This is a genomic window from Microbacterium sp. NPDC003461, assembly GCF_053588335.1.
Genome location: NZ_JBSFPT010000006.1, coordinates 52,163 through 70,973, shown reverse-complemented (window position 1 = coordinate 70,973; position 18,811 = coordinate 52,163). Strand labels below are relative to the sequence as shown.

The 18,811-nt window shown below is 71.6% G+C and carries 21 protein-coding genes and 1 tRNA gene; 15 read left to right on the top strand and 7 right to left on the bottom strand.

Annotated elements, in window-relative coordinates:
* The first annotated feature begins 85 nt into the window (after nt 1-85).
* Both ACWDR7_RS04455 and ACWDR7_RS04450 read left to right on the top strand, forming a co-directional pair.
* Complete coding sequence (locus ACWDR7_RS04455) at nt 86-241, top strand: hypothetical protein (RefSeq protein WP_228163323.1); 156 nt, start codon at nt 86-88, stop codon at nt 239-241.
* A complete protein-coding gene (locus ACWDR7_RS04450) occupies nt 241-882 on the top strand; it encodes a Fic family protein (protein WP_449853727.1) in 642 nt (213 codons plus the stop codon). Before ACWDR7_RS04455 ends, ACWDR7_RS04450 begins: the two co-directional genes overlap by 1 nt.
* A gap of 443 nt (nt 883-1,325) precedes the next feature.
* Here ACWDR7_RS04450 and ACWDR7_RS04445 read toward each other — a convergent pair whose 3' ends face one another.
* Both ACWDR7_RS04445 and ACWDR7_RS04440 read right to left on the bottom strand, forming a co-directional pair.
* Nucleotides 1,326-2,183, bottom strand: coding sequence for a hypothetical protein (locus ACWDR7_RS04445; protein WP_449853726.1), 858 nt, complete (start codon nt 2,181-2,183; stop codon nt 1,326-1,328).
* Complete coding sequence (locus tag ACWDR7_RS04440; RefSeq protein ID WP_449853725.1) at nt 2,180-2,722, bottom strand: hypothetical protein; 543 nt, start codon at nt 2,720-2,722, stop codon at nt 2,180-2,182. Before ACWDR7_RS04440 ends, ACWDR7_RS04445 begins: the two co-directional genes overlap by 4 nt.
* Nucleotides 2,723-2,787: 65 nt before the next feature.
* Here ACWDR7_RS04440 and ypfJ point away from each other — a divergent pair, with 65 nt between their 5' ends.
* Nucleotides 2,788-3,669, top strand: coding sequence for a KPN_02809 family neutral zinc metallopeptidase (gene ypfJ, locus ACWDR7_RS04435; RefSeq protein WP_449853724.1), 882 nt, complete (start codon nt 2,788-2,790; stop codon nt 3,667-3,669).
* A 127-nt stretch (nt 3,670-3,796) separates the two neighbouring features.
* Here the strand turns inward: ypfJ and ACWDR7_RS04430 are convergent, their stop codons facing one another.
* Together ACWDR7_RS04430 and ACWDR7_RS04425 are read right to left on the bottom strand one after the other, a co-directional pair.
* A complete protein-coding gene (locus tag ACWDR7_RS04430) occupies nt 3,797-4,048 on the bottom strand; it encodes a TraR/DksA family transcriptional regulator (RefSeq protein WP_449853723.1) in 252 nt (83 codons plus the stop codon).
* A gap of 101 nt (nt 4,049-4,149) precedes the next feature.
* Complete coding sequence (locus tag ACWDR7_RS04425) at nt 4,150-4,662, bottom strand: O-acetyl-ADP-ribose deacetylase (RefSeq protein WP_449853722.1); 513 nt, start codon at nt 4,660-4,662, stop codon at nt 4,150-4,152.
* A gap of 86 nt (nt 4,663-4,748) precedes the next feature.
* Here ACWDR7_RS04425 and ACWDR7_RS04420 point away from each other — a divergent pair, with 86 nt between their 5' ends.
* From ACWDR7_RS04420 to ACWDR7_RS04405, 4 genes are all read left to right on the top strand, one after another.
* Nucleotides 4,749-5,066: a heavy-metal-associated domain-containing protein gene (locus ACWDR7_RS04420; RefSeq protein WP_449853721.1), complete on the top strand. Its 318-nt coding sequence runs from the start codon at nt 4,749-4,751 to the stop codon at nt 5,064-5,066.
* Nucleotides 5,067-5,105: 39 nt separating this feature from the next.
* On the top strand, nt 5,106-5,987 hold the full coding sequence (locus ACWDR7_RS04415; protein WP_449853720.1) for a nuclease-related domain-containing protein: 882 nt from the start codon (nt 5,106-5,108) through the stop codon (nt 5,985-5,987).
* A 66-nt stretch (nt 5,988-6,053) separates the two neighbouring features.
* On the top strand, nt 6,054-6,830 hold the full coding sequence (locus ACWDR7_RS04410; protein ID WP_449853719.1) for a MerR family transcriptional regulator: 777 nt from the start codon (nt 6,054-6,056) through the stop codon (nt 6,828-6,830).
* A gap of 29 nt (nt 6,831-6,859) precedes the next feature.
* The gene (locus tag ACWDR7_RS04405) at nt 6,860-8,152 is read left to right on the top strand and encodes a CoA transferase (RefSeq protein WP_449853718.1); all 1,293 of its coding nucleotides are present in this window, start codon (nt 6,860-6,862) and stop codon (nt 8,150-8,152) included.
* 18 nt (nt 8,153-8,170) lie between these two features.
* Here ACWDR7_RS04405 and ACWDR7_RS04400 read toward each other — a convergent pair whose 3' ends face one another.
* Nucleotides 8,171-8,809 (bottom strand): MBL fold metallo-hydrolase, encoded by a 639-nt coding sequence (locus ACWDR7_RS04400; RefSeq protein ID WP_449853717.1) that lies wholly within the window; start codon nt 8,807-8,809, stop codon nt 8,171-8,173.
* Nucleotides 8,810-8,949: 140 nt separating this feature from the next.
* Between ACWDR7_RS04400 and ACWDR7_RS04395 the strand changes: the two genes are divergently transcribed.
* A tRNA-Glu gene (locus tag ACWDR7_RS04395) sits at nt 8,950-9,022 on the top strand.
* Between the two features lie 51 nt (nt 9,023-9,073).
* On the opposite strand, the gene ACWDR7_RS04390 is transcribed toward ACWDR7_RS04395, so the two are convergent.
* Nucleotides 9,074-10,291 carry a DUF4349 domain-containing protein gene (locus ACWDR7_RS04390; protein ID WP_449853716.1) on the bottom strand — a complete coding sequence of 406 codons (1,218 nt, stop codon included), beginning with the start codon at nt 10,289-10,291 and terminating at the stop codon, nt 9,074-9,076.
* The gene (locus tag ACWDR7_RS04385) at nt 10,288-10,845 is read right to left on the bottom strand and encodes an RNA polymerase sigma factor (protein WP_449853715.1); all 558 of its coding nucleotides are present in this window, start codon (nt 10,843-10,845) and stop codon (nt 10,288-10,290) included. The genes ACWDR7_RS04390 and ACWDR7_RS04385 overlap by 4 nt, the downstream gene beginning before the upstream one ends.
* A gap of 307 nt (nt 10,846-11,152) precedes the next feature.
* Between ACWDR7_RS04385 and ACWDR7_RS04380 the strand changes: the two genes are divergently transcribed.
* The 7 genes from ACWDR7_RS04380 (at nt 11,153) to ACWDR7_RS04350 (ending at nt 18,796) form a co-directional block, all read left to right on the top strand.
* Complete coding sequence (locus tag ACWDR7_RS04380; RefSeq protein ID WP_449853714.1) at nt 11,153-12,202, top strand: TerC/Alx family metal homeostasis membrane protein; 1,050 nt, start codon at nt 11,153-11,155, stop codon at nt 12,200-12,202.
* Between the two features lie 226 nt (nt 12,203-12,428).
* Nucleotides 12,429-13,901, top strand: coding sequence for a 3-isopropylmalate dehydratase large subunit (leuC, locus tag ACWDR7_RS04375; protein WP_449853713.1), 1,473 nt, complete (start codon nt 12,429-12,431; stop codon nt 13,899-13,901).
* Between the two features lies 1 nt (nt 13,902).
* Nucleotides 13,903-14,499, top strand: coding sequence for a 3-isopropylmalate dehydratase small subunit (leuD, locus tag ACWDR7_RS04370; RefSeq protein WP_449853712.1), 597 nt, complete (start codon nt 13,903-13,905; stop codon nt 14,497-14,499).
* An 86-nt stretch (nt 14,500-14,585) separates the two neighbouring features.
* Nucleotides 14,586-15,944 carry a UDP-N-acetylglucosamine 1-carboxyvinyltransferase gene (murA, locus tag ACWDR7_RS04365; protein ID WP_449853711.1) on the top strand — a complete coding sequence of 453 codons (1,359 nt, stop codon included), beginning with the start codon at nt 14,586-14,588 and terminating at the stop codon, nt 15,942-15,944.
* On the top strand, nt 15,941-16,687 hold the full coding sequence (locus ACWDR7_RS04360; RefSeq protein WP_449853747.1) for a lysophospholipid acyltransferase family protein: 747 nt from the start codon (nt 15,941-15,943) through the stop codon (nt 16,685-16,687). The genes murA and ACWDR7_RS04360 overlap by 4 nt, the downstream gene beginning before the upstream one ends.
* Nucleotides 16,687-17,802, top strand: a complete 1,116-nt coding sequence (locus tag ACWDR7_RS04355; protein WP_449853710.1) for an NAD(P)H-dependent glycerol-3-phosphate dehydrogenase — start codon at nt 16,687-16,689, stop codon at nt 17,800-17,802. Before ACWDR7_RS04360 ends, ACWDR7_RS04355 begins: the two co-directional genes overlap by 1 nt.
* Nucleotides 17,702-18,796, top strand: a complete 1,095-nt coding sequence (locus ACWDR7_RS04350; RefSeq protein WP_449853709.1) for a D-alanine--D-alanine ligase family protein — start codon at nt 17,702-17,704, stop codon at nt 18,794-18,796. Before ACWDR7_RS04355 ends, ACWDR7_RS04350 begins: the two co-directional genes overlap by 101 nt.
* The last annotated feature ends 15 nt before the right edge of the window (nt 18,797-18,811 follow it).

Below are 18,811 nucleotides of genomic sequence, written 5' to 3'. Positions count from 1 at the left end.
GCCTGGCGGGGAGCGCACCGCACCCCGCCAGAAGGGAGCCGGCACGATAGAATGAAGCAGAGCCCTAGCTGCCGGAGGTGAGCATATGAAGCGCAAGGATGTCACTCGTGAGGCGCTTAATCGTGCCGCTCTGCGTTCCACGCGGGCGTCGGCGGCGTTGGAGAACAGGTCGGTGCCGGTCGGTGTTACTCGTTCTGAGCGGGTCGAGCGCTTCCTCGCCGCGCGCAAGCAGCGCATTTGATGGGTGTCGGGCCCGGATACGGCGAGACGCCGTTGGACCCGGAAGAAGCAGACGCCCTCACCCCACAGGCTCGTGAGATCTTCGGCGATGAGCCGAAGAAGATCGACCTCTACGAAGCTGAGCAGGCGATCAGCGATGACGTCAGCATCGCGTTGCTCGACGACATCGCCGACGGGCGACTCGTGCTCACCGACATCCTCACGGACGCGTTCCTCCGTGACCTGCATCAGAAGCTCTACGGAGACTTGTGGACGTGGGCAGGTCGGTACCGAACGCGTGATCTCAACATCGGCGTCGAACCCGAGCGCATCGCCGTCGAGCTCCGCGGATCGCTCGACAATATCCGGTACCGCTGGGAGCGCACCGACGACTGGACAGCACGCGAACTCGGCATCGCCGTACATGCCGAGTCCGTCCGCATCCACGGCTTCGTCGACGGGAACGGGCGAACGACGCGCCTGCTCGCCGACCTGGTGTTCCTCGCCGCGCAAGACGCGGAGGCGATCGCAGAGACGTACGACTGGGACATCGACAAGCGACGATACATCGCCTTGCTGCGTCAGTACGACGTCACCAGAGATCCCCAACCGCTCGCCGAGTTCGTGCCCGTCCAGAGGCTCGACGACGGAGAGAACCGGTGACCAGATTGGTGACCAGAAACCCTCCCGGGAGGCGCGAATCAGCACGAATCACTGCGTAGCTGTCGGTAGCCGGCGGTAGGCTCGACCCCATGAGATCCCTGAAATTACGGGGAACTCCATCGATTCGGGGCTTTGCCCGGGCGGGCCAGGCGGCTCTCAGTTGTTCTTGGTTCGAGTCCAGGTACCCCAGCTTTGAGAAAACCCCCGCTCCGGCGGGGGTTTTCTTGTTCCCCGGACTGCCGGATCTGAGGGGCGGGGTGTTCGGGCCGTTATCCACAGGACCGCGCGGCCGGTGTGCGGGCCGGAGGAGGGTTGCTGTGGTCGCTTCATCTTCGTTCGCTGACGCTCCCTTCGTTCAGCAACCGTGGGGTGGCGCCGATCGGTTGCTGAACGGAGCGGCCGGAGGCCGCGGAGATGAAGCGACCACCGCAAGCTCGCGGGGGTCAGCAGCCGGGGCCGGTGGGGTTCTCGTGGCAGGTGTACTTCACGAGGCCGGTGTGGGCGGTGACGGCCTGGATGGTGCGGGATGCGGGCGGCGAGGCGACGAGGCCTTGGACGGGTCGGGTGCCCCAGGGTCCGAAGTCGACGACGGCTTCGGACAGGACGGTGGCGGTGACGGGGTAGTGCCCGCGGGCGCTGTAGGCGTGGCTGGTGTCGGTGGGGGTGAAGTCGGGTTGTCCGAGTTGTTCCCAGGTGCCGCTGCCGAGGGGGACGGTCTTGGTGGTGCCGTCGCCGTAGTCGATGTGTGCCTGGACGGGGGTGAACTGCACGGACACGGGCAGGTTGAACAGGGTGCCGGTGGCGGTGTGGGTGGTGGCGGTGATGAGGACGTTCATGGGCATGCCGACGACGGCGACGCCGTCGGGTTCGGTGCCGATGGCGGGGGTGGCGGGTGCGAAGCGGGCCACGTCGGTGGCCTGCACGGCGGGGATGATCGGTGCGTCCTCGGTCTGCTCGGCGGGTGGTTCGGGGGCGTAGTCCTGCCAGCAGAGTCCGTCGGCGCGTGGGGAGGTCTGGTCGTCTCGGCATCGTCCCCACCGCGGGTCGCGTTGCGGTGGTGCGGCCTCACCGACCTCGTCTCCGTCGCCGGCGATCGGCTGCGTGCCACTGCCGGACTCCGACGAGCCACCGCCGCCACCGGGCTGCGTGATCGAACCGCCGACACTCACACTTGAACCGTCGTTCGTCGGTGGTGGGCACGACATCGTCGGGATCACCGCGCCGCAGTTCACCCCCGCCGCCGACGCACTCACCGCTCCGAGCCACACGAGCACGATCGCGAGCGGAAGTGCCGCGATCAACCGTCGGAGGTGCATTCCAAGCCTCCGCTTCGCCCCGTCATCGCTGCGACAGCGAGCCGCGTAGACGTTGTCGGAGCGGGAACGACCTCGACTCGCACCGCTTGCACATCACCGCGATCCGCGGCGATCAACGACTCGCCCGATTCGTCCAGCACCTCAACGTCGGCAACGTTGAGACAGACATCAAGAGAGGCTGTTGCATCGGCGGGATCAGCCTCGACGAGTTCCACGTCGTCGACGACCGCCTCGCCCGTGCGAGTCAGCCCCTGCGCGTGTCCAGTGGTCATCTCTTCTCGCGTTGCCGACAGTGCGTCGTCGACGAGCCACTCGTACACCGGCTCGGCCGTATCCGGATCACTCAGATCGACCTCGTTCGCCGCCTTCACGTACGCCCGGTACGTCTCCTCCGCGGCCGCGAACAGCTCCTCCTCGCTCGCGAACCCGGTCGGCGTCGGCGCCGGCTCGCGCGCGGCGGCGCACCCGGCCAGCGCGAGGGCAAGGCCGAGGGTCAGGGCTGCGGCGAACGGCGGACGCGACATGCCACACACGGTAGCGAGACGCCGCGAGTCTCGCAGGGACTGTCCACAGCCATTAGCGTGACGGCATGACGTTCAACGAGAACGCGGATGTCGGCGGCAACAAGGCGCGGCGGCGCGGCCGGGGCGCGGCCATCGCGGGCGGCGGAACGCTCGGCCTCGGCGTGATCGCCGTGCTGCTCATCCAGGCGTTCACCGGGCAGGATCTCGGCGGGCTGCTCGGCATCGCCGACGGCGCCGGCGACGGGCAGGGATCGGGCGGATCGTCCGTCATCGGAGACTGCGAGACGGGGCAGGACGCGAATGAGAACGACGACTGCCGGCTGGCGGCGGGATCGCTCGCGATCGACGAGTTCTGGTCCGAGACGCTCGAGGGCTATCGGGAGCCGCAGCTGATCATCGTCGACGGATCGACGCCCACGCAGTGCGGCACCGCCTCGAACGCCACGGGGCCCTTCTACTGCCCACCCGAGGAGACGGTGTACGTCGATCCCACGTTCTTCGGCCTGCTGCGCGAGCGGTACGACGCCTCGGCGGGCTCTCTCGCGCAGCTGTACGTGCTGGCGCACGAGTACGGGCACCACGTGCAGAACCTCATCGGCGTCTTCGAGCAGTACCCGAACAACGGCACCGGACCGGACAGCAACGGGGTGCGCGCCGAGCTGCAGGCGGACTGCTTCGCCGGGGCATGGGTGGCCGCGATGACGCAGCAGGAGGATGAGAACGGCGTGCCCTACCTGCAGCCGCCGACCGCGCAGCAGATCGCCGACGCGCTGGATGCCGCCGCGGCCGTCGGCGACGACCACATCCAGGAGCAGTCGGGCGGGTTCGTCAACCCGGAGAGCTGGACCCACGGATCCAGCGAGCAGCGGCAGCGCTGGTTCGACACCGGCCGCGCCGAGGGGGTGCAGGGCTGCGACACGTTCGCGGTGGCGGGGGATCAGCTCTGATCCGACCGGCCACGAAACGCGCTGTTGCGGTGGTCGCTTCATCTTCGGCCGCTTCGCGGCCTCCGTTCAGCAACCGCGGGGTGAGGCGCGTGCGGCCTCAGTTCAGCAACCGCCGGGTGCGGGCGGCTCAGGCGGCGCAGTGCACGCACAGTGTCGCGCTGGGACGCACCCTGAGCCGCTCGGCGGGGATGTCGCGCCCGCACCGCGCGCACACGCCGTAGCTTCCCGCGTCGAGGCGCGCGAGGGCGGCGTCGACCTCGGCCAGCTCGGACCGCGCCTGCGCGTCGAGTCCCTCCAGGCGTGACCATTCCTCGGCGAGCGTGCCGCCCTCCGGATCGTGCTCGTCGTCGGCTGTCGCGGCCGAGCGCGCATCCGCCATCGTCGCGCGCGCATCCTCCCGTCGCCGACGGCCGTCCAGCAGCTGCGCCCGACGCGCCTCGAGGACTGCCCGGAACTCTCCCGGATCGATCCCGCCCGGGCTCACGAGAACCCGCCCTCTCGGATCGCGCGCCGCACGAGCTCGAAGGCCGGATCCTGGAACGCGACGATCCGCGCCTCCTCGACGGCGCTGCCCGCTGCGGCGATCGTCGACACGGCCGCCTCGACCGCGTCCTCGAGCGGCCAGCCGTAGACACCGGCGCTGATGAGGGGGAACGCGACGGATCGGGCGCCGAGCTCGTCGGCGACCTCGAGCGCGCGGTTGTAGCACGAGACGAGCAGGCCGCGATCGCGCTCCCCGGCGGCGTGGTTCGGCCCGACCGTGTGGATCACCCACCGCGCGGGCAGCTCGCCCCCGGTCGTCCACCCCGCGTCGCCGGTGGCCAGGCCGTGGGGGAAGCGCGCGATGCAGTCGGCCAGGATCGCCGGTCCGCCGGCCCGATAGATCGCGCCGTCGACGCCGCCCCCGCCGCGCATCGCGTTGTTCGCCGCGTTGACGACGGCATCGACGTGCTGCTCGGTGATGTCGCCCCGCACCGCCACGATCCTGGTCATCCTTCCAGTGTGGACGATCCCTCCGACGTTGGATCGAGATACCCCTAGGGGGTACTATGAAGCGGAGACGACGACAAGGAGATCACATGGCTGTCGAACGCATCGAACTCGGCAAGAAGGACGCGGGCGCGACGGGTTGCGCCTGCTGCGCCGCCCCGGAGACCTCCACCGCCGCGCAGACGCGGTCGGGGGAGACCGAGACCATCCGCGTCGAGGGCATGACCTGCGGCCACTGCGTCTCGGCCGTGACGGAGGAGCTCTCGGCACTCGGCGGCGTCGAGGGCGTCGACGTGGATCTGGTGGCGGGCGGCGTCTCGACCGTCACGATCCGCCGCTCCGCCCCGCTGGATCCCGCCGCGATCGACGCGGCCGTGAGCGAGGCCGGCTACTCCGTCGTCCGCTGATCCGCGCGGCGGCGCGGCGCCCTGGGGCAGAATGGCGCCGTGGAGACGGCCGCGGGCGACGAGCGGGAACTGAGGCTGCGGTACGCCGGCACCTGCGTGACCTGCGGTGAGGGCATCGCGAAGGGCGAGCGCGCCACCTACCTGCCGGCGGTTCGGAAGGTGCGGCACCTCGCCTGCGCGCCGTCGCAAACGGAGGTCGCATTCCCTGAACCCACGCCGGTGGAGGATCCGCCCGTCCACGCGGGCACGGCCGGCGCGTCCGCGCTGCGGGAGTTCGAGCGCCGGAGAGCGAAGGACGAGGCCCGCATCGCGGAGCAGAAGGCGAAGGTCGCCTCGGAATGGGGTACCGGGGTCATCGGACGGATCGCCGCGCTGCTCGCCGTGGACGCTCGCCCCCGCACCTCGACCACCGTCTGGTCCCAGGGTGCCGCGGGCGAGGCCCGGGTCGCCGAGAAGCTCGACGCGCTCGCCGAGGTGGGCGTCGCGTCGCTGCACGACCGCCGCATCCCCGGTTCGCGCGCGAACATCGACCACATCGCCGTCACGCCGTGGGGTGTCTGGATCGTCGATGCGAAGAGGTACGTCGGCAAGCGTGTGTCGAGCGACGTGGTCGGCGGGCTGTTCGGCTTCGGCGGGCGGCGGCGCCTTCTCGTCGGCGGTCGCGATCGCTCGCCCCTCCTCGACGGGATCGAGCGGCAGCTCGCGCTCGTGCGCGCGGTCGTCGGCGACGAGATCGACGTGACCGGGTGCCTCTGCTTCGTCGATGGCGAGTGGCCGCTGATCGGCGGCGACTTCGAGATCCGCGGCGTGCGGGTGTGCTGGCCTAATCGCCTCGCGAAGACGCTGCTGCGCACGTCGGAGCCGACGGTCGACGTCCCGCACGTCCACCGCCTGCTGGCCGCGGCGTTCCCTCCCGCCTGATCGCCGCCGAGTGGGCGCGAGACACCGCTTGACCTTGACGCTGCGTCAACCCCTAGCGTCGGAGGCATGAACGACGAGGAGTGGTCGATCCAGCAGGTGGCCCGGATCGCCGGAACCACCAGCCGCACGCTGCGTCACTACGGCGACATCGGGCTGCTTGCGCCGTCGCGCGTGGGCCACAACGGCTATCGCTACTACGACCGGGCCGCGCTCGTGCGCCTGCAGCGCATCCTGCTGCTGCGCGAGCTCGGACTCGGCCTGCCGCAGATCGCCGACGTGCTCGCCCGCGAGACGTCCGAGGCCGATGCGCTCGAGGCGCACCTGGCGTGGCTGCGGCAGGAGCAGGATCGGCTGGCGCGGCAGATCGCGTCGGTCGCGACCACGATCCGTGCGCTGAGAGGAGAGGAGCAGGTCATGGCGGAGAAGATGTTCGACGGGTTCGACCACACGCAGTACAAGGGCGAGGTGGAGAGCCGGTGGGGCGCCGCGGCGTACGCCGAGAGCGACCGCTGGTGGCGCTCGATGAGGGCCGACGAGAAGGCCGCCTGGCAGCGGAAGGTGGCCGACCTGGGACGCGACTGGATCGCCGCGGCCGAGAGCGGCGCGGCGCCCGACGGCCCCGAGGCGCAGGAGCTCGCGCAGCGTCACGTCGAGTGGCTCACGGGCATGCCGGGCACCCCGGCCGCCGATGGTAGCGACGTGAAGGGCTACGTCATCGGACTGGGCGAGATGTACGTCGTCGACCCGCGTTTCGGGGCGAACTACGCCACGAGCGAGGGCGGCACGGCGGGCGCCGAGTTCGTGCGCGACGCGCTGCGGATCTACGCCGAGGCGCACCTGTGATCCGGGCGCCGCGGCCGTAGCCTTGCCGCATGGCGCACGACGGCATCCTGGCGATGGGAGGCGACCTCCTCGCCCGCCTGCACGGCGGCGGGGAGGTCGCCTGGTCGGGGCCGCGGGCGTGGTGGGGCGGCCCGCTCGACGTCGAGGGACTCGCCCTCGGCGCGACCGACGCGGCGGCCCGCGCGCTCGCCGCGCTCATGGGCGAGACGGTGAGCGTCGACTCGGCCGGCGTCGCCGGCTGGTTCGGATCCTTTCCGCTGCTGCGGGTGGACGGGCGTGCGCTCACGGGTTTCGCCCCGCTGTCCGGCTTCTTCGAGGCCGGGGACGGCTGGGTGCGCACCCACGCCAACTACCCGCACCACGAGCGCGCGCTGCTCGCGGCGCTCGGCGCGCGCGACGGCGACGAGGCGCGCGTCGCGATGCGCGGTCTGCCGGCGCTCGAGATCGAGCGCGCCGCCTTTGAGGCGGGCGGGCTCGCGGTGGCCGTGCGCGAGCCGGGGGACTTCGCCGGGGGTGCGGAGGGGGAGTGGATCCGGCTCTCGCACCTCGGCGAGGGACGGCCCTTCGACCCCGCACCGGGGCCGCGCCCGCTCGCCGGGCTCCGCGTGCTCGACCTCACCCGCGTGCTCGCCGGCCCGTCCGCCACGCGGCTGCTCGGCGCGCTCGGCGCCGACGTGCTGCGGGTGGACCCGCTGCACCTGCCCGAGCCCCTCGACCAGCACCTCGACACGGGGTTCGCCAAGCGCTCGGCCGTCGCGGCCTTCGGCGAGGGCGTCGAGCGGCTGCTCGCCGACGCGCACGTCGTCGCGCTCGGCTACCGGATCGAGCGGCTCGCGCGGCACGGGATGGATCCCGAGAGCCTGCGGGAGCGGCATCCGCACCTGGCCGTCGTGTCCCTCGACGCGTGGGGCGACGCGCCGGGGTGGAGCGGCCGGCGCGGCTTCGACAGTCTCGTGCAGGCGGCCACGGGCATCGCCCGCGTGTACGGCCGCGACACCGGCGACGGCTGGCGGCCCGGCGCCCTGCCCGTGCAGGCGCTCGACATGGCCACGGGGCTCGGGATGGCGGCGGCCGCGATCGCGCTCGCCGCATCGGGCCGCGGGGGATGGGCGCACCTCTCGTTGCTCGGCGCCGCTCGCCGGCTGCTCGCCCTCGGCGCCGGGCCGCCCGATCCGGCCGCCCTCGACATCCCGCTGCGCACGACCGACAGCCCGTACGGGCGCCTCACGTACGCGCCGCCGCCCTTCCGCATCGCCGGTGAGGCCGTGGACTACGCATCTGCGCCGCAGCGGTACGGATCCGCCGGGCTCGCCTGGCTCTGAGGCGCCGGCGCCCGCTGGTCACACGTCGAGCTCGTCGCCCGGGTCGAGGTCGAAGAACTCGCCGCCGTGCTGCTCGGTCGCCCAGCGCAGGCGGTCGCGGTGCATCGTGCGCCCGACGACCGAGAGGGTCATGTCGTGCACGCCGAAGGCGCGGCGCGGCGTCACGGCGAGCACGAAGTCCATGGCGTCGCCGATGCGCAGCCACGGCGCCCCGAGCGGCGCGGCGAGCGTGTCGACCTCGACGCCCTCCGGCACGTGGAACGAGTCGCCGGGGTAGTAGAGGCGCTCGTTCACGAGCACGCCGAGGTTCTGCACCGGCGGCAGGCTCGAGTGGATCAGCGCGTGCGCGCCGCCGAAGAAGCGCAGCGTAAATGCGCCGGCGGTCACGACGTCGCCCGCCGAGACCACCTCGATGTCGTAGCCCGCCGCCGCATCGGCCACGCCCTGCGGCGCGTAGATCGGCACGCGGGGCGCGACCTGCGCGAGGTGGTCGAGCTGGGCCGGCGTCCAGTGATCCGGGTGCTCGTGCGTGATGACGACCGCCGCCAGATCGTGCAGCTCCGCGAGCGCGGTGGTGAAGCCGCCGGGATCGATGACGAGCGTGTCGCCGGCGTCCTGCAGACGGAGGGTGGCGTGTTCGTGCTTCGTGACGCGCATATCGCCATCCAATCACCGTCCGGCCCCGGCGACACGCGCGAGATGCGCGCGGGAGCCGCGCCGATTTGTCCGGCTCGCCGGACTCATGGCATACTCTTCTAGTTGCCCCGCTGAGGGAGCAACGCGAAAAACTCAAGAACGGCCCCATCGTATAGCGGCCTAGTACGCCGCCCTCTCACGGCGGTAACGCGGGTTCGAATCCCGCTGGGGTCACACTCGGAAGCCCCCGGTTCCTCGGAACCGGGGGCTTCCTCCGTCTCGGGGTCAGGCCTCCGCGTCGCGCGCGGCCGCCCGCGCCCGCCCGCGGCGCCGGATGAGCCACACGAGCAGCACGACGGCGGCGATCGGCACGAGCCACGGCAGCGCGAACCCGACGACGGCGACGAGGCCCCCGAGCGCCGCGACGAGCGCGTTCCACCCCGTCAGCATGCCGTCGAGGAAGGGCGAGCCGGGCTCGACGGGCGCCGGGGTGTCCTGTCGCACGAGCCACACCTGCAGCGTCGACATCGCCACGCGCCCCTCGACGTGCTCCAGCTCGGACTCGTACGCCTCCAGCTCGGACTGCCGCTGCGAGAGCTGGTTCTCCACCTCCAGCAGGTCGGCCACCGAGCCGGCCTCGGCCATGAGCTCGGTGAGCCGCGCGATCGACGCCTCCGCCGCCGCGACGCGGGCGCGAAGGTCCACGGCCTGGCCCGTCACGTCCTCGCGTGCGATGCTCGTGCGCAGCACCTCGCCGAGCCCGCCCAGATCCGCGATCGCGGCGTCCAGGCTGTCGCTCGGCACGCGCAGGGTGGCCGCGTCCGAGGACGACGGGGCGATCGTCGACGTCGACGCGTCGTCCGACGACGCCTCGGGCGCCGCGCTCACCGCGAGGTGCTGCACGTACCCGCCGTGCTCGGCGGCGAGTGCGCTCAGCGCCTCGGCCGCGTCGGCGGGGGAGGCGACCTCGACCGAGACCTCGGCCGTCACCGCGACCTCCCGATCCTCCTCGAGCGCACCGTCGCTGCCGGATCCGCCGGCCGCGGATCCGCCGGATGCCGCGTCCTCGGATCCCGCCTCGTCGGACGCCGCGCCGCCCGACGATCCGCCCCACACGCCGGTGCCGGGGGCCTCGACGCCGGGCACGGTCGGCCACGGCTCCCCGGCGATGCCGGGCTCGGCGACCCCCGAGGCGTCGCTCTCGCTGATCGACGCGCCGCGCACGCCGTTCAGGATCGCGGGGGAGGCGACGGCGGCGACGACGACGAGGCTCGCGGCGATCGCCGCGCCGCCCCACGCCCGCCGCCGGCGCCGCCGACGGCGGGCGAGCTCGAGCCGGCGGTCGGCCGCGATCGTGGCGAACACGGCGTCCTCGACGCGCGCGATCGCCTCGTCGCCCATCTCCGGAAGCCCGCCCGGCGCGGCGGCGTCGGCGTCCGTGCGCTCCGCGCCGCCGTCCGGCGCGCCCCCGCGCGGTGCGTCCTCGTGCTCCGACGACGTCATGACATCTCCTCTCCGGCGACGATCCGCAGCCGGCTCCGGATGCGGGAGAGACGGTTGCGCACGGCGCCGTGCCCCACGCCGACGCGCTCCGCGGCCTCGGCGTACGGCAGCCCCTCCGCCACGCACAGGCGCAGGATCTCGCGGTCGACGCCGCTCATGCCGGCCAGCTCACGCAGCACGGCCTCCAGCGTCGTCGCGGCGATCACCTGCCGCTCCACGTCCGTGGGCGCCGCGATCCCCTCGGCGTGCTCCGCACCCACGACGTGCGCGCGCTCGCGCAGGCGGGAGCGGATCCGGTTCGCGGCCGTGTGCCGGCAGATCGCTGCGAGCCACGGAAGCAGCGAGTCGCCCGCGAGGGCGAGCCCGCCGAGCTTGCGCCACGCGACGACGAACGTCTCCTGCACGGCGTCCTCGGCGTCCGGCCGCGTGCCGAGCAGCCCGTGCGCGATCCAGTAGACCGCGCGCGCGTGCCGGCGGTACAGCGCGCGGAACGCGGGCTCGCTCCCGGCGGCCGCGCGGGTCACCAGTGCCGCGTCCTCCTCGTCCTCGTGCATGCCTCCGCCTGTCGTCGGGTGAGGGAATCGTCTCTCACCCTGTCAGTGTCCGCGGGGGACCGATCGTCTCGGATCCATCACGACGTGTCCCGCCGATGCGTCGCGCACCGCCGCACGAGAGCCCGCCGGACGCCCCGGGACGCGACGGCGCCGGAGCGCGGCGCGGTACCCTGGAGGAGCGAGAGGGAGTATCCCGTCATCGCGCATCCGTCATCACGAGCTCCGACGACGCGGCTCCGGGTGCGCACCGCGCCTGCGCGGGGGAGAGACTTTCGAGATCCCACACGTCTCCGAAAGGCTCCCGCCGTTGGACATCCCCATCTGGTTCGAGGTCGGCTCGCTCGTCGTGCTCGTCCTCATTCTCGTCGCCGATCTGCTGATCATCCTGAAGCGTCCCCACATCCCCTCCACGAGGGAGTCCACGCTGTGGGTGGTCTTCTACATCACCCTCGCCCTCGTCTTCGCGGGGGTGCTGTGGCTGGTCGTCGACGCGCAGCACGCCGGTGAATTCGTCGTCGGCTGGCTCACGGAATACAGCCTCTCGATCGACAACCTCTTCGTGTTCGTGCTGATCATGGCCCAGTTCTCGGTGCCGCGGCGCTATCAGCAGGAGGTGCTGATGGTGGGCATCATCATCGCCCTCGTGCTGCGCGCGGCCTTCATCCTGCTGGGCGCCGCCGCGATCGAGAACTGGAGCTGGATCTTCTACCTCTTCGGCGCCTTCCTCGTCTTCACGGCCATCCGCCAGGCGCTGCCGGAGAAGCACGAGGGCGACGCGCAGACCGAGAGTTTCATCGTCCGGACGATCCGCCGGTTCGTGAACATCAGCGACGAGTACGACGGCGCGAAGCTGACGACCGTCGTCGACGGCAAGAAGATCCTCACGCCCATGCTCATCGTGTTCGTCTCGATCGGCGTGACCGACCTGATGTTCGCGATCGACTCGATCCCCGCGATCTACGGCATCACGCAGGTGCCGTTCCTCGTCTTCGCCGCCAACCTGTTCGCGCTCATGGGCCTGCGCCAGCTGTACTTCCTGCTGGGCGACCTGCTCGAGAAGCTGCGCTACCTGCACTTCGGTGTGGCGTTCATCCTCGCGTTCATCGGCGTGAAGCTGTTCTTCCACGCGCTGCACGTCAACGAGCTGCCCTTCATCAACGGCGGGCATCACGTGGAGTGGGCGCCGGAGATCAACAACTGGATGTCGCTGGGCGTGATCATCGGATCGATGGCCGTCGCGACGATCGCGAGCCTCCTGGCCGACGCGCGCGACAAGCGCAAGGCGGCGGCCGGCGCGGTCGCGAGCGACGAGTCCGCGCTCTCGCCGGAGACGCGCGCGCACACCGACGAGCGCTGATCGATTCGATCACCGGAAGCGGGATCCTGCTCACCGAGCGGGGTCCCGTTTCCGTTCTCGCGGGGCACAATGTGCGCGAAAGCGGTATGCGCGTTGCAGAGTGCTAGGGTGGAGCGCATGCGAGCGGTGCTCCTCCTTAGTCGCCGCGACGAGCCCTCGTCCTAGGGCCAGGCTCGTCGCGGAGTCACGTGATGCGCCCGACCCGCCGACGAGACCTGGAACCGACATGACTTCACCCGCGACCCCCGCGATCCCCGAGAACCCCCGCACGCTGGCCGAGAAGGTCTGGGACGCCCACCTGGTGTCCAAGGGAGAGAACGGGCAGCCCGACCTCCTCTACATCGACCTGCACCTCGTGCACGAGGTCACGAGCCCGCAGGCCTTCGACGGGCTGCGGGCCGAGGGCCGCCCCGTGCGCCGCCCCGACCTGACGATCGCCACGGAAGACCACAACACCCCGACGCTCGCGATCGACAAGCCCATCGCCGACCTCACGAGCCGCACCCAGATCGAGACCCTGCGCCGCAACGCCGCCGAGTTCGGCATCCGGCTGCACTCGCTGGGCGACGCCGAGCAGGGCATCGTGCACGTCGTGGGCCCCCAGCTGGGCCTGACGATGCCGGGCATCACCGTGGTGTGCGGCGACAGCCACACCTCGACGCACGGCGCGTTCGGCGCGATGGCGTTCGGGATCGGCACGAGCGAGGTCGAGCACGTGCTCGCCACGCAGACGCTGCCCCTCAAGCCCTTCAAGACCATGGCGATCACGGTGGAGGGCGAGCTCAAGCCCGGCGTGACCGCCAAGGACATCATCCTCGCCGTCATCGCGCGGATCGGCACGGGCGGCGGCCAGGGCTACGTGCTCGAGTACCGCGGCAGCGCCATCCGCTCCCTCTCGATGGAGGGGCGCATGACGATCTGCAACATGTCGATCGAGGCGGGAGCGCGCGCCGGCATGGTGGCGCCGGACGAGACCACCTTCGCCTACCTGAGGGGGCGCCCGCACGCGCCGCAGGGCGCGGACTGGGACGAGGCCGTCGCGTACTGGAAGACGCTGCCCACCGACGAGGGGGCGGCGTTCGACGCCGAGGTCTTCATCGACGCGGACGAGCTGGAGCCGTTCGTCACGTGGGGCACGAACCCCGGCCAGGGTGTGAACCTGGGCGGCCGCGTGCCCTCGCCGGAGGACTTCGAGGACGAGGGCGATCGCAAGGCGGCCGAGCGCGCGCTCGAGTACATGGCGCTCGAGGCGGGCACGCCCATGAAGGAGATCGCGGTCGACGCCGTCTTCATGGGCTCCTGCACGAACAGCCGCATCGAGGATCTGCGCGCGTTCGCGTCGATCATCAAGGGCCGCAAGAAGGCCGACGGCGTGCGCGTCATGGTCGTGCCGGGCTCCGCGCGCGTGCGCCTGGAGGCCGAGGCCGAGGGCATCGACAGGATCGTCGAGGAGTTCGGCGGCGAGTGGCGCTTCGCCGGCTGCTCGATGTGCCTGGGCATGAACCCCGACCAGCTGGCGCCGGGGGAGCGCTGCGCCTCGACGAGCAACCGCAACTTCGAGGGTCGCCAGGGCAAGGGCGGGCGCACGCACCTCGTCTCGCCCCTGGTCGCGGCGGCGACCGCGGTGCGCGGCACCCTCTCGGGGCCGGCCGACCTCGCGCCGCTGGACGAGCACGCACTGACCGGAGCGGAGGCCTGACATGGAGAAGTTCACGACGCACACTGGCGTGGCCGCGCCCCTGAAGCGGTCGAACGTCGACACGGACCAGATCATCCCCGCGGTGTTCCTGAAGCGGGTCACGAAGACCGGCTTCGAGGACGCCCTCTTCCACGGCTGGCGCCAGGACCCGGAGTTCGTGCTGAACCAGCAGCCGTTCGCGGGCGCCTCGATCCTCGTCGCCGGCCCCGACTTCGGCACGGGATCGAGCCGCGAGCATGCCGTGTGGGCGCTGCGCGACTACGGCTTCCGCGTGGTGCTGAGCCCCCGCTTCGCCGACATCTTCCGCGGCAACTCCGGCAAGCAGGGCCTCGTCACGGGCGTGATCTCCGAGGACGATCTGCACCGGATCTGGGCCGCGATCGACGCGCAGCCCGGCATCGAGATGACGGTCGACCTCACGACGCGCACGGCCGTTGTCGGCGACTTCACGGCTCCCTTCGACATCGACGATTACACTAGGTGGCGGCTCCTCGAGGGGCTCGATGACATCGGGCTCACGCTGCGCGACGCGGATGCGATCACGCAGTTCGAGGCCCGCCGCGAGGCGTGGCGGCCACGCACCCTCCCGGTGCCGTGAGCCCGGCCGGAAGCCCCTGAGGATCGGGGCAGACGGCCCCCGACCGGCGGCGCGAGCCGCCTAGACGATGTGAGGCCATCTGCACCATGACACTTCTCGGCTCCACGGAGACCACCCAGCGCGTCGACGCTGACATCCTCGAGATCCGCGGGGGCCGGCCCCTCAAGGGTCAGGTGGACGTGCGCGGCGCGAAGAACCTCGCCACCAAGGCGATGGTCGCCTCGCTGCTCGGCGAGACGCCCAGCATCCTGCGGGACGTCCCCGACATCCGCGATGTCGAGGTCGTCCGCTCGCTGCTCGAGGTGCACGGCGTGCACGTGTCGGCCGGCGAGGAGCCGGGATCGCTCGTGCTCGACCCCGCCGACGCGAAGTCGGCGAACTTCGAGCAGATCGACGCCCACGCCGGCTCGTCGCGCATCCCGATCCTCTTCTGCGGGCCGCTGCTGCACCTGCTCGGCCAGGCCTTCATCCCCGACCTCGGCGGCTGCCGCATCGGCGACCGCCCCATCGACTTCCACCTCGACGCGCTGCGCAAGTTCGGCGCGATCGTCGACAAGCAGCCCAGCGGCATCCGCCTGTCGGCCCCCGAGGGCCTGCACGGCGCGCGCATCGAGCTGCCGTACCCGAGCGTGGGCGCGACCGAGCAGGTGCTGCTCACGGCCGTCAAGGCCAAGGGCGTCACCGAGCTGCGCAACGCGGCGATCGAGCCCGAGATCATGGACCTGATCGGCGTGCTGCAGAAGATGGGCGCGATCATCTCCTACGAGCCCAACCGCGTGATCTTCATCGAGGGCGTCGACGAGCTCAAGGGCTACGACCACCGCAGCCTCTTCGACCGCAACGAGGCCGTGTCGTGGGCCTGCGCCGCGCTCGTCACCGACGGCGAGATCTTCGTCAAGGGCGCGCGCCAGTACGAGCTGCTCACGTTCCTCAACGTGTTCCGCAAGGTCGGCGGCGACTTCGACGTCACCGACGACGGCATCACGTTCCGCCGCGGCGAGACGCCGCTGAAGCCCGTCATGGTCGAGACCGACGTGCACCCCGGGTTCATGACGGACTGGCAGCAGCCGCTGATCGTCGCGCTGACGCAGGCCGAGGGCACCTCGGTCGTGCACGAGACCGTGTACGAGAACCGCCTGGGCTTCACCCACGCGCTCAACCAGATGGGCGCCGACATCGTCGTGCACCCCAACGGCATCGACGACCCGAAGCGCCGCGTGCCCCGCCGCGCGCTCGAGCAGGCGGCCGTCATCAACGGACCGACCCCGCTGCGCGGCGCGGACATCGTGGTGCCCGACCTGCGCGGCGGCTACGCGTACGTCATCGCGGCGCTGGCCGCCGAGGGCACCTCGCGCGTGAGCGGCGTGCGGATCATCGCGCGCGGCTACGAGAAGTTCCTCGACAAGCTCAGCGCCCTCGGCGCCGACTTCGACGTCGTGGGCTGAGCGTGGCGCCGATCTCCCCGGAGCGTGCGCGGCCGGGCGGCGTCTTCCGCCTGCTCGCGATCATCGTCGTGCCGCTGTACGCGTGGTTCGCGAAGATCGAGATCCGCGGCCGCGAGAAGATGCCGCTCGACGGTCCCTTCGTGCTGGCCCCGAACCACCACAGCGAGATCGATCCGCTGACGATCGCCGTCGCCACGTGGAAGCTGGGACGCCTGCCGCGATTCCTCGCCAAGGAGAGCCTTTTCCGCGTGCCGGTGCTCGGCGCCGCCCTGCGGGCCACCAAGATGGTGCCCGTCAAGCGCGGCAACCAGGGCGCGCTCGCGCTCGAGCAGGCCAAGGTGCTCGTCGAGAACCGCAGCGGCGTGATCGTGTACCCGGAAGGCACCCTCACGCGCGATCCCGACCTGTGGCCCATGCGCGGCAAGGCCGGCGCGGTGCGGATCGCGCTGGCCGGCGGGTTGCCCGTCATCCCGGTCGCGCACTGGGGCGAGCAGCAGATCATGCCGCGCTACGGCAAGCTGCGCCTGTGGCCGCCCCGCCGGCCCGTGACGCTCGTCGTGGGCGATCCCGTCGACCTGTCGGACCTCGCCGGCCGCGCCCAGGAGCGCGCCGCGCTCGAGGAGGGCACGGAGCGCGTGATGGCCGCCATCACCGCGCTGCTCGAGGAGCTGCGCGGCGAGAAGGCGCCGCCCGAGCGGTGGGACCCCACCCAGCACGGGCAGGCCGAGACGGGGCGCCTCTGATGGGCCCGCGGGTGGCGGTGCTCGGCGCCGGCAGCTGGGGCACGACGTTCGGCAAGATCCTCGCCGACGGCGGCGCGCGCGTCACGATGTGGGCGCGGCGCCCCGAGCAGGCGCACGAGATCGACGAGGCCAAGCGCAACTCGCAGTACCTTCCCGGCATCAACCTGCCGCGCACCATCCGCGCGACGCCGCGGCTGGCGCGCGCCGTCGACGGCGCGGAGCAGATCTACCTCTCCGTGCCGAGCAAGACGGCGCGTGAGGCGCTCAAGCAGCTGCGGCCCTTCGTCGCGCGCTCCGAGGTGCCGATCGTGAGCCTCATGAAGGGCGTCGAGAAGCGCTCGGGCATGCGCATGAGCCAGGTGATCGCCGAGGTGCTGGACTGCGATCCCGCCCGGATCGCCGTGGCCAGCGGGCCGAACCTCGCGCTCGAGATCGCGCGCGAGCAGCCGACGGCCGCCGTCGTGTCGTCGAGCAGCCTCGAGACCGCCGAGCTCATCGCGCGCACGGCCACGAACCGCTACTTCCGCACGTTCGTCAACACCGACGTCGCCGGGACCGAGTTCGGCGGCGTGCTGAAGAACCTCATCGCCGTCGCGATCGGCATCGTCGACGGCGTGGGGTACGGCGAGAACACGAAGGCCTCGATCATCACGCGCGGGCTCGTCGAGATGACGGACTTCGCCGTCGCCTACGGCGCCCAGGCCGAGACGATGCACGGGCTCGCGGGCCTCGGCGATCTCATCGCCACGTGCCAGTCGCCGCTGAGCCGCAACAACACGGCGGGCCGCCTGCTCGGCCAGGGGTACACGCTGCAGGACGTCGTGGCGCACATGGAGCAGACGGCCGAGGGCCTCGGATCGGTCGGCCCGATCCTGAAGCTCGCGAAGGCGAAGGGCGTCGAGATGCCCATCGTGCAGCAGGTGAAGATGGTGCTGGACGGCGCGATGGATCCCAAGGACATCGGCCCGCACCTCACGACGGACGACGACACCCCGCAGGGCGAGAGGACGCAGAATGGCCAGGACGACCGTGGCGGTGCTCTTCGGAGGGCGTTCCAGCGAGCACGCGATCTCCTCCGCGACGGCGGGGGGAGTGCTCGGCGCGATCGACCGTGACCGCTACGCGGTGATCCCGGTCGGGATCACCCGCGACGGCGTCTTCGTGCTCGAGCAGGACGATCCCGCGCGCTTCGCGCTCGACGCCGAGCGGCTGCCCGAGGTGGTCGACAACGGCACGCGCGTGCTCTGGCCCCTGCCCGGCGAGGGGCGCGAGCTGCGCGTGCGCCGCGCCGACAGCACGGTCGACTCGCTCGGCGAGGTCGATGTCGTGCTGCCGATCCTGCACGGCCTGCACGGCGAGGACGGCACGATGCAGGGCTTCCTCGACATCCTCGGGATGCCGTACGCGGGCGGCGGCGTGCTGGACTCGGCGATCTGCATGGACAAGCACTTCATGAAGGTGGCGCTGCAGGCCGCCGGCATCGCCGTGTCGCCGTGGGTGACCGTGCGCGCGTCGCGCTGGGCCGCCGCGCCCGACGCCGTGCGCGCGGAGGCCGCCGCGCTCGGATACCCGCAGTTCGTCAAGCCCGCGCGGGCGGGATCGAGCGTGGGCGTGTCGAAGGTGCACGACGCGTGCGAGCTGGACGAGGCGATGAGCCTGGCCCTGGCCGAGGACGACAAGGTGCTCATCGAGGCCGGCATCGCGGGCCGCGAGATCGAGGTGGCCGTGCTCGAGGGCCGCGGGGGCGCGCCGGCGAGGGTGTCGCTGCCCGGCGAGATCGTGCTCACCACGCGCGAGTTCTACGACTTCGAGGGCAAGTACCTGGGCGGCGACGGCGCCGAGGTGGTGTGCCCGGCCGATCTCACCGACGAGCAGATCGCGCGGATCCGCGACGTCGCGGCGCGCGTCTTCGAGGCCGTGGAGGGGCGCGGGCTCGCCCGCGTCGACGTGTTCCTCACGCCCGAGGGCGAGGTCGTCGTGAACGAGCCGAACACCATGCCGGGCTTCACGCCGATCTCGATGTACCCGAAGTGCTGGATCGCATCGGGCCTGAGCTACGCCGACCTCATCTCGGAGCTCATCGAGCTGGGCCTCGAGCGCACCCGCTGACCGGCGCAGGCCGGG

What these genes read in the sequence shown, in the direction of transcription:
- ACWDR7_RS04390 (WP_449853716.1), bottom strand. Translation starts at nt 10,291, where the DNA reads ATGACGTCGTCGGAGCACGAGGACGCACCGCGCGGGGGCGCGCCGGAC.
- leuD (WP_449853712.1), top strand. Translation starts at nt 13,903, where the DNA reads ATGGAGAAGTTCACGACGCACACTGGCGTGGCCGCGCCCCTGAAGCGG.
- ACWDR7_RS04455 (WP_228163323.1), top strand. Translation starts at nt 86, where the DNA reads ATGAAGCGCAAGGATGTCACTCGTGAGGCGCTTAATCGTGCCGCTCTG.
- ACWDR7_RS04385 (WP_449853715.1), bottom strand. Translation starts at nt 10,845, where the DNA reads ATGCACGAGGACGAGGAGGACGCGGCACTGGTGACCCGCGCGGCCGCC.
- ACWDR7_RS04450 (WP_449853727.1), top strand. Translation starts at nt 241, where the DNA reads ATGGGTGTCGGGCCCGGATACGGCGAGACGCCGTTGGACCCGGAAGAA.
- murA (WP_449853711.1), top strand. Translation starts at nt 14,586, where the DNA reads ATGACACTTCTCGGCTCCACGGAGACCACCCAGCGCGTCGACGCTGAC.
- ACWDR7_RS04430 (WP_449853723.1), bottom strand. Translation starts at nt 4,048, where the DNA reads ATGGCGGATGCGCGCTCGGCCGCGACAGCCGACGACGAGCACGATCCG.
- ACWDR7_RS04405 (WP_449853718.1), top strand. Translation starts at nt 6,860, where the DNA reads ATGGCGCACGACGGCATCCTGGCGATGGGAGGCGACCTCCTCGCCCGC.
- ACWDR7_RS04410 (WP_449853719.1), top strand. Translation starts at nt 6,054, where the DNA reads ATGAACGACGAGGAGTGGTCGATCCAGCAGGTGGCCCGGATCGCCGGA.
- leuC (WP_449853713.1), top strand. Translation starts at nt 12,429, where the DNA reads ATGACTTCACCCGCGACCCCCGCGATCCCCGAGAACCCCCGCACGCTG.
- ACWDR7_RS04420 (WP_449853721.1), top strand. Translation starts at nt 4,749, where the DNA reads ATGGCTGTCGAACGCATCGAACTCGGCAAGAAGGACGCGGGCGCGACG.
- ypfJ (WP_449853724.1), top strand. Translation starts at nt 2,788, where the DNA reads ATGACGTTCAACGAGAACGCGGATGTCGGCGGCAACAAGGCGCGGCGG.
- ACWDR7_RS04440 (WP_449853725.1), bottom strand. Translation starts at nt 2,722, where the DNA reads ATGTCGCGTCCGCCGTTCGCCGCAGCCCTGACCCTCGGCCTTGCCCTC.
- ACWDR7_RS04355 (WP_449853710.1), top strand. Translation starts at nt 16,687, where the DNA reads ATGGGCCCGCGGGTGGCGGTGCTCGGCGCCGGCAGCTGGGGCACGACG.
- ACWDR7_RS04400 (WP_449853717.1), bottom strand. Translation starts at nt 8,809, where the DNA reads ATGCGCGTCACGAAGCACGAACACGCCACCCTCCGTCTGCAGGACGCC.
- ACWDR7_RS04350 (WP_449853709.1), top strand. Translation starts at nt 17,702, where the DNA reads ATGGCCAGGACGACCGTGGCGGTGCTCTTCGGAGGGCGTTCCAGCGAG.
- ACWDR7_RS04425 (WP_449853722.1), bottom strand. Translation starts at nt 4,662, where the DNA reads ATGACCAGGATCGTGGCGGTGCGGGGCGACATCACCGAGCAGCACGTC.